This is a genomic window from Lysobacterales bacterium (assembly GCA_016721845.1).
Lineage (GTDB): Bacteria > Pseudomonadota > Gammaproteobacteria > Xanthomonadales > Ahniellaceae > JADKHK01.
The window spans coordinates 482,746-496,674 of record JADKHK010000013.1 but is presented as its reverse complement, the minus strand read 5'-3'; the positions used below and the strand labels follow the sequence as shown (position 1 = coordinate 496,674).

Sequence of the window (13,929 nt, the reverse complement as noted above, 5' to 3'; positions counted from 1 at the left end):
GAGAGGCGTCTTGTGTCGCTCGGGCATGTGCGATCAAGTTGGATTCGCGGCCACGGATGCAGTGGCGACCTGGGCGATCTTGGCGGCATAGACCTTGTCCTGATAATCCGAATCGCGCGCCAAGCCATTCAAGATGTCGCGGATTTTCGAATTTCGAATGATGGAAAACTTTCCGGACGAGAGCATCTCGTCCATCGTGTTCAACACGAACACCGACGGCGCGACGCGCCGGACGTCAGCAGCGCGTCGAGAGCGGGCATCCTTCTCGGAATCAGCCAGTTCCCTGCGCCGCAACCGATTCAACACCATGCTGATAGCCGTCCTCGCACGGTCAGCCGCGTTGCGTTCAATTGGTCGGTATCGATCGAGATGCGGATGTCGGTCAGGATGCGCTCGAGATAAACCCGCTCCAGTTGGCGCTCGGCGCGTTCATTCACCCATTGCTGCGCCTCGATGCCGAGGGCCACACCGAGCACGAGCAACACGAACTCGATGCAGATCGCGGTCCAGTTCTGTTCCTTCAACGATTGCGCGAGACGGCGCAGGATCATGGCGCGTTCTCTTTCTCGATCATGTCGAGGAGTTCCCTGTAGCGTTTCTGCATCCGGCCCGAGTCGGACAGGGCGTCGTAAGTGTAGTTGCGCACCGCGCCGACGGCTGTGTGGAAGCGCCGATCCTTGCATGCGACGTCGAAGTCGATATCCAGCTGGTCCCATTCGAGGCGCTGCGCGTCTCCGATCGTGGCATCGACGGCGAAGATCACATTACTGTCCACGTACGCGATGTGCGGATCCATGCGCACCGAGATCAGCTTGGACACCCCCTCGTGCGAATCCTGCCTACGCACGGTTTCGCTGAGCGCCCGCCGCAATTCGGCATTGCCAATCAACCGCAGCCGCCGCTGTCGCGCAGCTCGTCGAAGGTCGTGCGCACCAGCCTTGCGGGCATGGTCTTCCCCAGGCGGTACAGGCCGTTCGCGAATTGATTCCGATCCGCCTCGGGCAGCTTGCAGGCGCGCAGACGGTCGAGCACCAGGTCGGCGTTACGGGCGCCTTCCGTCATGAACTCGGCATTGGACTGCGTGAGCTTGATCGACAAGCGCAGGTCTTCTTCCAGACGTTGCATCGAATCGCGCGATTCGCCGCGCTCGATCATCGAGCTGTTCCAGTTCGCCGCCTGGATGCCGAGGAACACGCCGAGCACGAGCAGCACGAACTCGACACTGATCGCGGTCCAGTTCTGTTCCTTCAACGATTGCGCGAGACGGCGCATGATCATGGCTTCGTCCTTTGCCCTATGTCGTCGACGACGTGTTCGGCGGCCGCGCGCAGGTCATTCATCAGCTTCAAGTGGCGATTGGTGTAGAGCCAGTAGTTCTTCGCTGCGGCGAGCAAGGCGGGGTGATCCGCGAACGCGGCGATCATCTGCGGAGACGTCATCGCGTCCACCGGCGACAGGCCCGCTTGCTGCTGGGCGTCGACCAGTTTGACGCGATTGATCTCCAGCGCTGCCTCGAAGGTGCGCACCTTGTCGACGCTGCTGTAGTAGGACTGGATCGCGCGCAGGAGCGCGTCGTCGCGGATGACGCCGATGCCGCCGGTGTTGATCATGGTGTCGTAGGCGAGGCGGTTTCCGTCGAGCGTCGTCAGGATGAACATCGCGATGCCGATGCTGTTCGGATCGTCGGCCGCAAACGCCGGCGTCGGCTCGATCTCGATGCGCCCGCGCGCCGAGTCGAATCCCGAGGGCAACGGCGCGCCGGTCGCCTGTGTCAGCAAGTAGCCCATCGCCGACAAGCGCAAGGTCGACACGCGCTTGACCTCGTCGATCTCGTCGATGTCGCTCCGAAGGTCCTGCATCAGACTGGCGAGATACACGGCTTCGCGCGAACGGTCACCGCGCGCTTCGTTCCAGTTCGCGGCCTGGATGCCGAGAAACACACCCAGCACCAACAACACGAACTCGATCGTGATTGCGGTCCAGTTCTGTTCCTTCAGGGATTGGGCGAGGCGGCGCAGGATCATGGCGCTTCCCCGAAGATTTCGGCTTTGCGCTCGAACGTACTGCGCATGTTTGCGGCCAAATTGGCCAGGTGCGAATCCAGATCGACGACCCGCTTGCTGAGTTGACGCAGAATTTTCGGGTCCGCGCGCAGTGCGTTGGCCGCCGCATCGATATCGTCCGCAGGCAGTTCGGTGGTGCAGGGATAGTCGATCACGTGATCGCGGTCGATCTTGCCGTCGATCTCGATGAAGCGGTCGCCGCACCGGCTTGCCAATGTGCGTTGCACGTCGTGGGGAATGCCCTCCCGGAACAGGACCCGATAGCGCGATGCGATGCTGTCCCGCTCCAGCAGTTCCAGCGAGTTCAGGCGATACACCGCGAGCGCCAGGTTCAGCATGGTTCGATCCTCGATCAGGCCGAGGTTGCCAGTGGCGATCAGTTCGTCGTACGTGGTGCGGAAGCTGGGTGCTGCCCGGTACTGGGTGGCACGATAGGCATTGATCAGCAAAGCCTCATTCGAGAGCGGGAGCTTGCCGGTCAGCGCGTTCGCACTTGCCTCGGTGGCCGCTTGCACGTCCCGGTAATACTCCTGCAGGAACAGGTAACGCTGGGCTTCGCGGCGCAAATCGTCCTTCAGCCGCTCGGAGAACACACCGGATTTCTCGCCGGTCTGGCGCGCCTCGTTCCAGTTCGCCGCCTGGATGCCGAGAAACACGCCGAGCACCAGCAGTGCGAACTCGATGGTGATCGACGTCCAGTTCTGTTCCTTCAATGCTTGCGCGAAGCGGCGCAGGATCATGGCGCGGCTCCCAATTCGGACTGGCGCGCCTTGATCAAGGTGGCGATACGCTGATGCTGTTCGAGCATGCTGCGCGCACCGCGCAAGCGCGAGTCGGTGAAGAAGGATCGGTAGAGCAGCACATTGGCGAATTCCTGCGACTTCATGATGTGCGGCGTCACGGGGTCGGAAGCGCCCTCCTTCAGCCAGGGGATGTTCGGCCTGCCAGCCCGGTTCGGCTGCCGGAACACGCCGGCCATGTCGATATTCCTGATCAGAAGCGGATCGGAAAACAGATACGTGGTCTGCACTTCGTCGGCCTGATCGCGCAGCGCGGTGGCGACGTTCGCGCTCAGCGATTGCAACTCGGTCTCCAGCGACGGGCTGTGGATGACCGACATCCGGCCCGAGCTCTTCAAGGTCTCGAACGTCACCGCGTTGATGTCGACTTGCGCCAGGTAAAACAGGCCGGACAGCACGAGCTGTTCGCGTTCTGCCGGAGGCAACGTCGCCTCCGGGTCGGTGGCGAACGCATGCAGCTTCTCCCTTGCGGCCTGCTGCTCCTCCATCCGCTGGATCATGTGCTGCAGCGAACCGATCGAATAGTCGACGTCCTTCTGCAATCCGCCCAGATAGCCGATTTCCGCGATCCGCTCGTTTCGTTCCTCGTTCCAGTTCGCGGCCTGGATACCTAGAAACACGCCACGCACCAGCAATACGAATTCGATCGTGATCGAGGTCCAGTTCTGCTCTTTCAGATGTTGTGCGAGGCGGCGCAGGATCATTTGGCGACACCCGCATTGGGATAGAGGATGTTGGTGGCGGGCAGCTTGCGGTACTCGCGCCAGTCTGCAAACGGCAGGTCGTGCAACGTACAGAAGTGCGCAATGCCGGAGAAATCGACCCCGACCGGTTGCTCGCCGGAGGCGTTCATGAAGCGCTCCACCATGGCTTCCGGCGGAGCGAGCCCGGCATCGGCGATCAGCCGCATCCGCTGACGCGCATTCAGGGCATCGTACGCCGCGATGGATCGCAAGTTGTTGATGTCGGCGAGCAGGCTGGTGCGTACCCCGGGATCCAGCGGGATCGCGTCTCGCATCAGCAGCAAGCGCCCGCCCAGACGTCGCTCATCCGACTGGGATTCACGCGACAACACCAGACCGTCACTGATGCGTCCGAACACCGCCTGTCGCTGCGTATCGAAATGCGACGCGGTGCCATCGGCCAGCAGCGCACCCCAGACCGGGAAGCGCCAGGGACGGTTGGGCATGTACACCACCCGTTGAAGGTCCAGCACCGTCGCCACCGGCATCGGCGGCAAGGTCTCCCCGCTTTCGATGACGGCCCTGGCCATCGCCGCCAACTGGGCATCGACGCAGGGCTGTCCGGCCGCCTTCTCCGCCGACCACAAGAACGCCCAGGCGACATCGCCCTGCAAGCGGGCTTCGGCGTCTTTCACCTTGTTGCGCCAGTTCCATTCCTCCACCGCCTCGGTGGCCGCGAGCGCGATCGCAACGCCCAGCACCACGATCAGGATTTCGCTCCAGAACGCCGGCCAGCCCATCGATGGCGAGAAGCGCTGCCAGCGCGAGCGGCGCGGCGGAGTTTCAGGCGAAGTCGTTTTCTCGCCGGAAACACTGGTTGGGGTCATTTGCCCTCTCCTGCTCGGGGAGCGCCCACCGTGAAGACGACGTCCCGGTAGTCGCGCCAGTCTGCAAGCGGCAGCCCTTGTTTCTTGCAGTCGGGCACCGCACCGGAGAAGTCGCTGCCGGAAGGATGCTTCCCTTCGGCATTGAGGAAGAGTTCGACCACTTCTTCCGAAGGCGCACTGCCGGCGTCGGCAATCAGGCGCATCCGCTGCCGCGCGTAAAGCCTTTCGTTGCCCCACAAGGATCGCAGGCGATTGATATTGGTCAGCAGGTCGGCGCGGACCACCGGATCGAGCGCGATCGGATCGCGCATCACCAGCAGGGCCCCATCCAGGCCCCGGGACTCCGCTTCGTAGGCACGCGCCTGCACCATGTCATGGCTGATGCGCCCCAGGATCGCTTGCCGCTGCGGCGGGAAATGGCTCGCGGTGCCGTCGGCGAGCAGTGCCTCCCAGGTCGGGAATCGGTAGGGGCGCGTGGGCATGCGCACCACCCATTGCCGGTCCAGCGCGGTGCCGACCGGCAGGGGCTGCAGCGTGTCCCCGCTATCCAGCACGTTGCGGCTCATCGCCGCCAGTTGTGCGTCCACGCAGGGCTGGGTGACCGATTTCTCCGCCGACCACAGGAACACCCAGGCGATGTCGCCCTGCAAGCGTGCCTCCGCATCTTCCACCTTGTGGCGCCAGTTCCAGTCTTCCACGGCTTCGTTCGCAGCCAGAGCGATCACGACACCCAGCACCACGATCAGGATCTCGCTCCAGAACGCCGGCCAGCCCATCGACGGCGAGAAGCGCTGCCAACGCGAGCGGCGGATCGTTGGTTCAGACGAAGTCGTCTCTTCGCCGGGGCTACTGGGTGCGGTCATGGGGACTTCACCGGAGCGGGCGAGATGCTGCTCACGACGGTCTCGCGAATGTCGCGCCAATCCGCCATTGGCAGTTCGTGTTCCTTGCAGAACTTCACCGTACCGGAGGCCTTGCAGTTCGGATCGCCACGTGATTCAACATCCGGCGCGCTGCCCCCAGCGAGCAAACTCGACATCATTTGTCGGCTGGTGATCGAATTCGCAAGACTCAGTCGGCGCAACAATTCGATATCCGCCAGCAATGACATGCGCACCCCGGCATCCAGCGCAATCGGGTAGGACATCGCCATCTGGCGCCCGATCAATTCGTCGAATTCGAGCCTGACGGCACGCATCCTCGCAGCGCTTTCACTGGTCGCACCGTAGAGATCCTGCGACTGCTGGCTGAAATGGGTCGCGGTGCCGTCGCTCACCAACGCATCCCACGCCGTAAATCGCCAAGGACGGGTGGCCAGGCGCAGGACGAATTTGGGGTTTTGCGGGATCGAAGCGTCCGAAAATACAGGTGCGGGGTTTAGGACGGCGTCACTCGCCATCACATTGGCGGCAAGGCGATCCAGTTGCGCGTCGACGCAGGGATAGGTGGCGAATTGCTCGGCGCTCCAGACGAACAGCCGGAGCGTATCGGCGCGAAGCCGAACTTCGCCATCGCGCACCTTGTTGCGCCAACTGAAGTCCTGCACCGCCTCGCTTGCCGCGAGCGCGATCACGACGCCGAGCACGACGATCAGGATCTCGCTCCAGAACGCCGGCCAGCCCATCGACGGCGAGAACCGCTGCCAGCGCGAGCGGCGCGCGGGTTGCGGCGCGGATGTTGTTGGCTGCGCTGCTTCCGGGGCCTCGTTCATGGCGTCTCCTTCGCGATACCGACGAAGCCTTCGAATACATCGCGATTGTTGCCGGTCAGGTCGGCCAGCCGCGTTTCCAGATCTGCGACGCGCAAGCGCAGGAAACGCAGCGTCTGCGGATCAGCGCGTAGTGCCTCGGCAGCGGCGTCGACTTCGGCGTCGGGCAGGCCGGATTCGCAGGCATAGTCGATGACGTGGTCGAAGTCGGTGTAGTCGCCGGGCAGGATGTAGCGATCGCCGCACTGCTTCGCCAACGCTCGTTGCGTGTCGTTCGAGACACTCATCCGGAACAGCGCACGGTAGGGCGACTCGACGCCCTCCTTCACCGTGGCGTCGATCGTGACGACGCTGTAGGCGCGCACCGCGAGATTGAGCAGCTTGCGATCCTCGATCAAGCCGACGTTGCCGGTGGATATCAGTTCGTCGTAGGTCGCGCGTCGGCTCGCGCCCTGCTTGTACTGGGTGGCGCGATAGGCGTGGACGAGAAAGACCTCGTTCGACAGCGGCGCCTTGCCACTGAGCGCATCGGCGGCGGCTTCGGTGGCATCACGGACATCGCGGTAATACTCAAGCAGGAACTGGTAGCGCCAGGCTTCCGCCTTCAAGTCCTCCTTCAGTCGCGCCGTGAACACCTCGGCCTTGGCGCGGGTCAACCGGTCTTCGTTCCAGTTCGCGACCTGGATGCCGAAGAAGACGCCGAACACCACGATGACGAAGTCGATGCCGATCGCGGTCCATTCCTGATGACGGACATGCTCGATCACACGACGAAGGATCATGATTGCCCCCTGAGACCCGGGTCGGAGTATGTCGGGATCATCGAGCCATTGCATTCGCCGCACGGAAGTTTAGGATCGCGGTCACGGCGGGCGATGGTCGCCTGCTGCAGCACCCAGCGGAGAGCGCACGATGGCCAAAGGCATGGAACAGAAGAAGCAAGCCAAGAAGGCACCGCAGAAGACCGCCAAGGAAAAGAAAGCGGCCAAAGCGGCCAAGAAAGCGAGCAAGTAAGTACGCCGCTACAATGACGACGCCCGGGCTCACCGGGCGTTTCTTTTTGCCGCGATGACGAATGTTTCACCCTGGCGCCTGTGCGTCGCCCCAATGATGGAATGGACGACGAGTCCTTGCCGCATCTTCCATCGCCTGCTGTCGCCGCATGCGCGCCTGTACACCGAGATGGTGCATGCGAACGCGGCCATCCATGGTGATCGCGCGCGCCTGCTCGGCTTCGAGGCGATGGAACATCCGGTCGCGCTGCAACTCGGCGGCTCGGAGCCTGAACTGCTCGCGCAAGCGGCCCGCATCGGCGAAGACGTCGGTTACGACGAAATCAATCTCAACTGCGGCTGCCCGAGCGAACGCGTGCAGTCCGGCGCGTTCGGCGCTTGCCTGATGCGCGAACCGGAACTCGTTGGCGATTGCGTCGCCGCGATGCGCGCGACTGTGAAGATCCCGGTCACGGTGAAATGCCGCATCGGCGTCGACGGACAGGACGATGACACCGACCTGTTCCGCTTCGTCGACACCGTGCACCGCGCCGGTTGCGACGTGTTCGTCGTGCACGCGCGCAAGGCCTGGCTGAAAGGCCTGAGCCCGAAGGAAAACCGCGAGATTCCGCCGCTGAACTACGACCGTGTGCGCCGACTGCGCGCCGAATTCCCGCAACTGACGATCGTGCTGAACGGCGGGCTCGCCTCGCGCGCGGCGGTCGCCGACGTGATCGGCGACTTCGACGGCGTGATGCTCGGCCGCGCCGCATACCATGAGCCCTACCTGCTCGCGGAACTCGAGCGCGACCTGTTCGACCCGACTTGTGCCCTGCCCGATCGCGCCGACGTCCTGCACGGCCTGCGCCCCTACATTGACGCCCGCCTCGCCCGCGGCGAATCGATCGCCCATTTCACCCGCCACCTGCTTGGCCTGTATCAAGGCCTGCCCGGCGCCCGCCGCTTCCGTCGCGTACTCAGCGAAAACGCGCACCGACCCGGCACCGATTTCGGACTGATCGAACAGGCGCTGGTCGAAATCGCCGGGATTCGGGCCGCGGCCTGAGACTTGGCGACTCGGTAGCGTTCGCGCACAATCGGGCGCAGGTCGCGTCCCTCCCCGCGGCCGGGTTGATCCGATGTCCTCCCCTGTTCCCGATCAGGCCGCGACCCGCGGCCTGTATGCCGACCCTGTCGCCTTTCGCGAGGCGTTGCAGCGGCTTGCGCCGGCGCTGGACCGGCCGGCCACGGCCCGTGGGGCATTCTTCGTGCAGCCCGATCATTTCGCCCTGGCCGAGGAATCGGCGACCGACAACCGCTACATGGCCACCGGTGCGGTCGACCGGGCACGCGCGCTGCGCGAACATGCCGGGCTGGTCGAATCGATCGGTCGCGTGATCGCGACGCAGGTATTTCCCGGCCTGCCGGATGCGCCCGATGCGGTGTTTCCGAACAACGTCTTCGCGACCGTGCCCGGCAAGCTGATGATCGGTGCGATGCGCCACCCGGTCCGCCAGCGCGAGGCTGTGCGCGACGACATCCTCGACTGGTTCCGCAGGCAACACGGTTATTCGATCGAATCGCTGATCGCCCCGGACGTCGTCGCCGAACTGACCGGCGCACTGGTGCCGGACCGCGCCGCCGGCATCGGCTGGTTCGGCCTGACCGAGCGCCTGAACCGCGCCGGTGCCGAGGCGATGCATCGCGCTTTCGGCCTGCGCATCAGCCTGATGTTCGACCTCGCTCCCGGCGAGTACCACACCAATGTCGTCATGAGCGTGCTGGCTGGACGCGCCCTTGTCCTGCACGCCGGATCGTTCGCCGATCCACGCGTACCCGAAGTCATTGCCGCCCGCTATGCGCCGCACGTCGTCTGGTTGAGCGATGACGAAAAGGCGAACTTCGTCGGCAATTGCATCGCGCTCGCGAACGACACCGTGTTCATGAGCGCGCGCGCCGACGCCGCATTGAGCGCATCCAACCGCCAGATCCTGCGCGACGCCGGTTTCACGGTGCGCAGCGTCGACCTGACCGAAATCGAACAAGCCGGCGGCAGCCTGCGCTGCTGCGTCGCGGAGATCTTCTGATGACCCCGTCCTTCCCGTTCATCGCCCACAAGTTCGGCGGTTCCTCGATGCGCGATGCCGAACGCATCGCCCAGGTCGCTGCGATCCTGTCGACTCGCGAGGGCGAGCGGCAAGTCGTCGTGGTTTCGGCCATGCAGGGCGTCACCGACGCGCTGATCGCGCTGGCGCACAGTGCGGCCGCCCGCAGCGAGGTCTGGCGTGATGCCCTGGGGCGCTTGCGCGAACGCCACCAGGCCACGGCCCTCGCCTTGCTCGGCGCCCAGGCCGAGGCCACGGTGGCGTGGCTGGAACAGGAATTCGCCGACCTCGCCGACGTCCTGCACGCGCTGGCACTGCTCGGCACGCCGTCGCGCGAAGCGCTCGATCTGATCCAGGGGCTGGGCGAAGTCTGGTCCTCGCGCCTGCTCGCCGAACACTTCAAGGTGCGCGGCGACGCCGCAGTCTGGTGCGATGCGCGCGAGGTCCTGCGCGTGCGCGCCGAAGAACTGGGCGTGATGGTCGACTGGGCCCAGTCGCAGGCGCTGTTCGACACCTTGCGCGACCGCCAGCCATCGACGCGCTATGTCGTCACCGGCTTCGTCGCCCGCGACGGCGAAGGCCGCGCCACCACGCTCGGGCGCAATGGCTCCGACTATTCCGGCGCGATCTTCGGTGCGCTGGCCGATGCCGCCGAAGTCCACATCTGGACCGACGTCGACGGCGTCTACAGCGCTGATCCGCGCGCGGTGCCGGAAGCGGTGCTGATCCCGGAGTTGAGCTATCACGAGGCCTGCGAACTCGCCTACTTCGGCGCCAAGGTGATCCATCCGCAGACGATGGCGCCAGCGATCGAGCGGCAGATCCCGATCTACATCCGCAACAGCTTCAATCCCTCGCATCGCGGCTCGCGCATCAGCGCCGAACGCTCGCTGGAACCGCCGGTGAAGGGCGTCAGCGCTTTCGGTGGTCTGGCGATTCTGAACGTCGAAGGCGCCGGCATGATCGGCGTGCCCGGGACCGCCGAGCGCGTGTTCGGCGCGCTCCGCCACGGCAGCATTTCGGTGGTGATGATTTCGCAGGGTTCGAGCGAACACTCGATCTGCTGCGTCGTCCGCGACGCCGAAGTCGATCGGGCCGAGCGCCTGCTCGCCGAAGCCTTCGCGCGCGAACTTGATCGCGGCATGATCGAGCGCATCGCGGTCACTCGCGGGATCAGCGTGCTGGCCGTGGTCGGCGACGGCATGGCCGGTCATCCCGGCACCGCGGCGCGCCTGTTCGATCAACTCGGCCGCGGTCGCATCAACGTCCGCGCGATCGCGCAGGGCGCCAGCGAACGCAACATCTCGGTCGCGATCGACTCGGCGGACGCGGCACGCGCCTTGCGGGCGGTGCACGCCGGCTTCTACCTGTCGGCACAGACGATCTCGGTCGGCGTGGTCGGCCCCGGCCATGTCGGTGCGGTTCTGATCGAGCAGTTGCGCGAAGCCGCGCCGCGCCTGCGTGCCCAGTTCGGGATCGACCTGCGCGTGCGCGCGATCTCCGGCAGCCGCAGGCTCGCGACGTCCGAGACCGGCATCGATCTCGCGCACTGGCGCGACACCTATGCCCAGGCCGGCGACGGCGACCTCGATGCGTTCGCGAAGCATGTGCACGCCTCGCACCTGCCACACGCACTGATCGCCGACTGCTCGGCATCGCCACTGGTCGCCGCGCAGTATCCGAAGTGGTTGTCGCAAGGCATCCACATCGTCACGCCGAACAAGCAGGCCGGCAGCGGGCCGATCGCGCGTTATCGCGACATCCTCGCGAATGCGCGCGAATCCGGCGCGCGCTTTCGTTACGAAGCCACGGTCGGCGCCGGGCTGCCGATCATTTCGACCCTGCGCGACCTGATCGATACCGGCGATCGCATCGACCGCATCGAGGGCATGTTCTCCGGCACGCTGGCCTTCCTGTTCAACCGCTTCGACGGCAGCCAGCCATTCTCGGCGCTGGTGCGCGAAGCCAAGCAGTTGGGCTATACCGAACCCGATCCGCGCGACGACCTCGACGGCCGTGACGTGGCGCGCAAGCTCGTCATCCTCGCGCGCGAACTCGGACTCGCCACCGAACTGGCCGACGTCGAAGTCGACAGCCTGGTGCCGGCCGAACTGGCCGCCGGATCGATCGATGACTTCATGGCACGACTGCCGGAACTCGATGCCGCGATGCAGGCCAGGCTCGAGGCCGCGCGCGCGAACGGCGAAGTGCTGCGCTTCGTCGCCTCGCTCGATGCCACCGGGCAGGCCCGAGTCGGCCTGCGCGCGCTGCCGGCCTCGCATGCCTTCGCGAACGGCAAGCTCACCGACAATTTCGTGCAGTTCACGACCGCGCGCTACAACAAGAACCCGCTGGTCGTGCAAGGCCCGGGCGCGGGCCCGGAAGTCACCGCGGCCGGCGTGTTTGCCGATCTGCTGCGCGTCGCGGCCTATCTCGGGGCCCGCGTATGAGTCGCGCTCGTGCCGTCGCGTTTGCGCCGGCCAGCGTCGGCAACTGCGCGGTCGGCTTCGACTTGATCGGGCACGCGCTCGAAGGACCGGGCGATCGGGTGACCGCCACGCGATGCGCCGATCGCGGCGTGCGCGTCGATGCCATCCGCGGCCTGCCGATCGAACTGCCGCGCGAGGTCGAGAAGAACACGGCGGCGCGCGCCGTCGCGTCGTTGCTGACCGCCGTCGATGCGGAATTCGGCGTCGCGCTGGAGATCGAGAAGGGTATTGCGCTGGGTTCCGGCATGGGTGGATCGGCGGCATCGGCCGTGGCCGCGCTGGTCGCCGCGAACGCGCTGTTCGACACGCCGCTGCCGCTCGAAGCGTTGTATCCGCATGCGCTCGAAGGTGAATTTGCCGCGAGTGGCGGGCGTCACGGCGACAACGTCGCGCCGAGCCTGCTCGGCGGCCTGGTGCTGGCCGCGCATGATCGTCTTGTGCGCCTGCCAGTGCCGGAGGGATTGCACACGTTGCTGGTGCATCCTGACCTCGTCGTCGAAACCCGCGTCGCCCGCGAACGCCTGCGCGCGCCCTACGCGATCGGCGATTTCGTGCCGCAGTCGGAAGCTTTGGCCTTGTTCCTCGCGGGCCTGTACACGAACGATCACGCGCTGATCCGCGCCGGGCTGAAGGACGTGTTGGTCGAACCGCGCCGCGCCGATCTGATCCCCGGTTTCGCGGCGATCAAGCAGGCGATGCTCGACCACGATGCCTATGGCGCCAGCATTTCCGGTGCCGGCCCCAGCGTGTTCGGCTGGTTCGCCTCGCGCGCAGCCGCCGAAGCGGCGCAAGTGGATGCGCTCGGCGCGTTCGCCCACGCGGGGCTCGAAGCCCGCGCCTATGTCTCGCCCGTCGCCTCAGCCGGCGCAAGGATCGAATCATGCACGTGATCTCCACCCGCGGCGGCGACCGTTGCAGCGTCGTCGAAGCCCTGAGCCGCGGCCTCGCCCGCGACGGCGGCCTCTATGTGCCCGAACACTGGCTGCGTTTCTCGGTCGACGATTTCGCCGGCCGCGACACGCTGGCCGATATCGCCGCCGTGTTGTTGCGGCCGTTCCTGGCCGATTCGCCGCTGGCCGACCAGGTCGACGCGATCTGCGCCGAAGCGCTCGATTTCGACACGCCCCTGGTCGCGCTGAAGGACGGGCGCACCCATTTGCTGGAACTGTTCCATGGTCCCACCGGTGCCTTCAAGGATGTCGGCGCACGCGTATTGGCAGCCTGCCTCTCGCGTTTGCGCAAGGCGGATGCGCCGGATCTGACCGTGCTGGTCGCGACCAGCGGCGATACCGGGTCCGCCGTGGCCGGTGCGTTTCACCGCCGCCCTGGCTTCAAGGTCGCGGTGCTGTTCCCGGATCGCGGTGTGTCGCCGCGCCAGAAGCACCTGCTGTCCTGTTTCGGCGACAACGTTGCGAGCTACGCGGTCGACGGCAGCTTCGACGACTGCCAGGCCATGGTGAAGGCCGCGTTCGCGAACGCCACGCTGATGGCCGCAGTGCCGCTGACCAGCGCCAACAGCATCAGTATCGGTCGCCTGCTGCCGCAGATGGCTTATTACGCTCAGGCCGCGCTGCGCCATGTGCGTCGCGGCGGTACGGCCCTGAATGTCGCGATCCCGAGCGGCAATCTCGGCAATGCGCTGGCGGCGATCTGGGTGCGCGCGATGGGCCTGCCAATCGGCGACATCGCGATCGTCACCAACGCGAACCGCGTGTTGCCGGACTTCTTCGAGACCGGCACCTACACCCCGCGTCCATCGGTACCAACGATCGCGAACGCGATGGACGTCGGTGCACCGAGCAACCTGGAACGCCTGCGCGCCGGCTTCGCCGAGACCGGTGGTCTGCACACCCTGTCGGTCGACGACGACACCATCCGCCGGCGCGTCCCCGCCTTCCTCGCCGAATTCGGTACGGTCATCTGCCCGCATACGGCGACCGCCGCCGAGTTCGTGGCCGGTCGCCGTGCCGCGGGCGACCTGCGCGACTGGGCCGTGGTCGCGACGGCCCACCCGGCCAAGTTCGAGTCCGTGGTCGAGCCCCTGATCGGACGCCCGGTGCCGGTGCCCGAGGTACTGGCACGCTGGCTGTCCGTACCGGCGAGGGCCCTGCCGATGGCGGCGGCCCCCGAGGCGCTGGCGACCGCGCTGCGTGCCGGCTGATCCGCTTCAGCCGAGATTCAATGCCGCTGCACCATCGTGGC

16 protein-coding genes are annotated in these 13,929 nt (G+C 65.7%); 5 read left to right on the top strand and 11 right to left on the bottom strand.

Annotated features, from left to right (window positions below; translation table 11 throughout):
• Positions 1 to 33: 33 nt before the first annotated feature.
• From IPP28_09675 to IPP28_09625, 11 genes are all read right to left on the bottom strand, one after another.
• On the bottom strand, positions 34 to 309 hold the full coding sequence (locus IPP28_09675) for a hypothetical protein (GenBank protein ID MBL0041287.1): 276 nt from the start codon (positions 307 to 309) through the stop codon (positions 34 to 36).
• A complete protein-coding gene (locus IPP28_09670; protein ID MBL0041286.1) occupies positions 300 to 551 on the bottom strand; it encodes a hypothetical protein in 252 nt (83 codons plus the stop codon). The genes IPP28_09675 and IPP28_09670 overlap by 10 nt, the downstream gene beginning before the upstream one ends.
• On the bottom strand, positions 548 to 889 hold the full coding sequence (locus IPP28_09665) for a hypothetical protein (protein MBL0041285.1): 342 nt from the start codon (positions 887 to 889) through the stop codon (positions 548 to 550). Before IPP28_09665 ends, IPP28_09670 begins: the two co-directional genes overlap by 4 nt.
• The gene (locus IPP28_09660) at positions 886 to 1,278 is read right to left on the bottom strand and encodes a hypothetical protein (protein MBL0041284.1); all 393 of its coding nucleotides are present in this window, start codon (positions 1,276 to 1,278) and stop codon (positions 886 to 888) included. Before IPP28_09660 ends, IPP28_09665 begins: the two co-directional genes overlap by 4 nt.
• Entirely contained in the window at positions 1,275 to 2,024 is a 750-nt protein-coding gene (locus IPP28_09655; GenBank protein ID MBL0041283.1) for a hypothetical protein, read from the bottom strand. Before IPP28_09655 ends, IPP28_09660 begins: the two co-directional genes overlap by 4 nt.
• Entirely contained in the window at positions 2,021 to 2,803 is a 783-nt protein-coding gene (locus tag IPP28_09650; GenBank protein MBL0041282.1) for a hypothetical protein, read from the bottom strand. The genes IPP28_09655 and IPP28_09650 overlap by 4 nt, the downstream gene beginning before the upstream one ends.
• The gene (locus IPP28_09645) at positions 2,800 to 3,498 is read right to left on the bottom strand and encodes a hypothetical protein (protein ID MBL0041281.1); all 699 of its coding nucleotides are present in this window, start codon (positions 3,496 to 3,498) and stop codon (positions 2,800 to 2,802) included. Before IPP28_09645 ends, IPP28_09650 begins: the two co-directional genes overlap by 4 nt.
• Positions 3,499 to 3,563: 65 nt before the next feature.
• Entirely contained in the window at positions 3,564 to 4,433 is an 870-nt protein-coding gene (locus tag IPP28_09640) for a hypothetical protein (protein MBL0041280.1), read from the bottom strand.
• On the bottom strand, positions 4,430 to 5,296 hold the full coding sequence (locus IPP28_09635) for a hypothetical protein (protein MBL0041279.1): 867 nt from the start codon (positions 5,294 to 5,296) through the stop codon (positions 4,430 to 4,432). Before IPP28_09635 ends, IPP28_09640 begins: the two co-directional genes overlap by 4 nt.
• On the bottom strand, positions 5,293 to 6,018 hold the full coding sequence (locus tag IPP28_09630) for a hypothetical protein (protein ID MBL0041278.1): 726 nt from the start codon (positions 6,016 to 6,018) through the stop codon (positions 5,293 to 5,295). Before IPP28_09630 ends, IPP28_09635 begins: the two co-directional genes overlap by 4 nt.
• A gap of 122 nt (positions 6,019 to 6,140) precedes the next feature.
• Positions 6,141 to 6,923: a hypothetical protein gene (locus IPP28_09625; GenBank protein MBL0041277.1), complete on the bottom strand. Its 783-nt coding sequence runs from the start codon at positions 6,921 to 6,923 to the stop codon at positions 6,141 to 6,143.
• Between the two features lie 286 nt (positions 6,924 to 7,209).
• Between IPP28_09625 and dusA the strand changes: the two genes are divergently transcribed.
• The 5 genes from dusA to thrC all read left to right on the top strand — a co-directional run bounded on the left by dusA (position 7,210) and on the right by thrC (position 13,888).
• Positions 7,210 to 8,199 carry a tRNA dihydrouridine(20/20a) synthase DusA gene (dusA, locus tag IPP28_09620; GenBank protein ID MBL0041276.1) on the top strand — a complete coding sequence of 330 codons (990 nt, stop codon included), beginning with the start codon at positions 7,210 to 7,212 and terminating at the stop codon, positions 8,197 to 8,199.
• 73 nt (positions 8,200 to 8,272) lie between these two features.
• Complete coding sequence (locus tag IPP28_09615) at positions 8,273 to 9,220, top strand: amidinotransferase (GenBank protein MBL0041275.1); 948 nt, start codon at positions 8,273 to 8,275, stop codon at positions 9,218 to 9,220.
• A complete protein-coding gene (thrA, locus tag IPP28_09610) occupies positions 9,220 to 11,688 on the top strand; it encodes a bifunctional aspartate kinase/homoserine dehydrogenase I (GenBank protein MBL0041274.1) in 2,469 nt (822 codons plus the stop codon). The genes IPP28_09615 and thrA overlap by 1 nt, the downstream gene beginning before the upstream one ends.
• Positions 11,685 to 12,617, top strand: a complete 933-nt coding sequence (locus tag IPP28_09605) for a homoserine kinase (protein ID MBL0041273.1) — start codon at positions 11,685 to 11,687, stop codon at positions 12,615 to 12,617. Before thrA ends, IPP28_09605 begins: the two co-directional genes overlap by 4 nt.
• Complete coding sequence (gene thrC, locus IPP28_09600; GenBank protein MBL0041272.1) at positions 12,605 to 13,888, top strand: threonine synthase; 1,284 nt, start codon at positions 12,605 to 12,607, stop codon at positions 13,886 to 13,888. Before IPP28_09605 ends, thrC begins: the two co-directional genes overlap by 13 nt.
• Positions 13,889 to 13,929 lie beyond the last annotated feature (41 nt).

Bases quoted from the DNA above. Each gene is read 5' to 3' on its own strand.
- IPP28_09625 (MBL0041277.1), bottom strand. From the start codon at position 6,923: ATGATCCTTCGTCGTGTGATCGAGCATGTCCGTCATCAGGAATGGACC.
- thrA (MBL0041274.1), top strand. From the start codon at position 9,220: ATGACCCCGTCCTTCCCGTTCATCGCCCACAAGTTCGGCGGTTCCTCG.
- dusA (MBL0041276.1), top strand. From the start codon at position 7,210: ATGACGAATGTTTCACCCTGGCGCCTGTGCGTCGCCCCAATGATGGAA.
- IPP28_09670 (MBL0041286.1), bottom strand. From the start codon at position 551: ATGATCCTGCGCCGTCTCGCGCAATCGTTGAAGGAACAGAACTGGACC.
- IPP28_09675 (MBL0041287.1), bottom strand. From the start codon at position 309: ATGGTGTTGAATCGGTTGCGGCGCAGGGAACTGGCTGATTCCGAGAAG.
- IPP28_09655 (MBL0041283.1), bottom strand. From the start codon at position 2,024: ATGATCCTGCGCCGCCTCGCCCAATCCCTGAAGGAACAGAACTGGACC.
- IPP28_09605 (MBL0041273.1), top strand. From the start codon at position 11,685: ATGAGTCGCGCTCGTGCCGTCGCGTTTGCGCCGGCCAGCGTCGGCAAC.
- IPP28_09660 (MBL0041284.1), bottom strand. From the start codon at position 1,278: ATGATCATGCGCCGTCTCGCGCAATCGTTGAAGGAACAGAACTGGACC.
- IPP28_09635 (MBL0041279.1), bottom strand. From the start codon at position 5,296: ATGACCGCACCCAGTAGCCCCGGCGAAGAGACGACTTCGTCTGAACCA.
- IPP28_09615 (MBL0041275.1), top strand. From the start codon at position 8,273: ATGTCCTCCCCTGTTCCCGATCAGGCCGCGACCCGCGGCCTGTATGCC.
- IPP28_09640 (MBL0041280.1), bottom strand. From the start codon at position 4,433: ATGACCCCAACCAGTGTTTCCGGCGAGAAAACGACTTCGCCTGAAACT.
- IPP28_09650 (MBL0041282.1), bottom strand. From the start codon at position 2,803: ATGATCCTGCGCCGCTTCGCGCAAGCATTGAAGGAACAGAACTGGACG.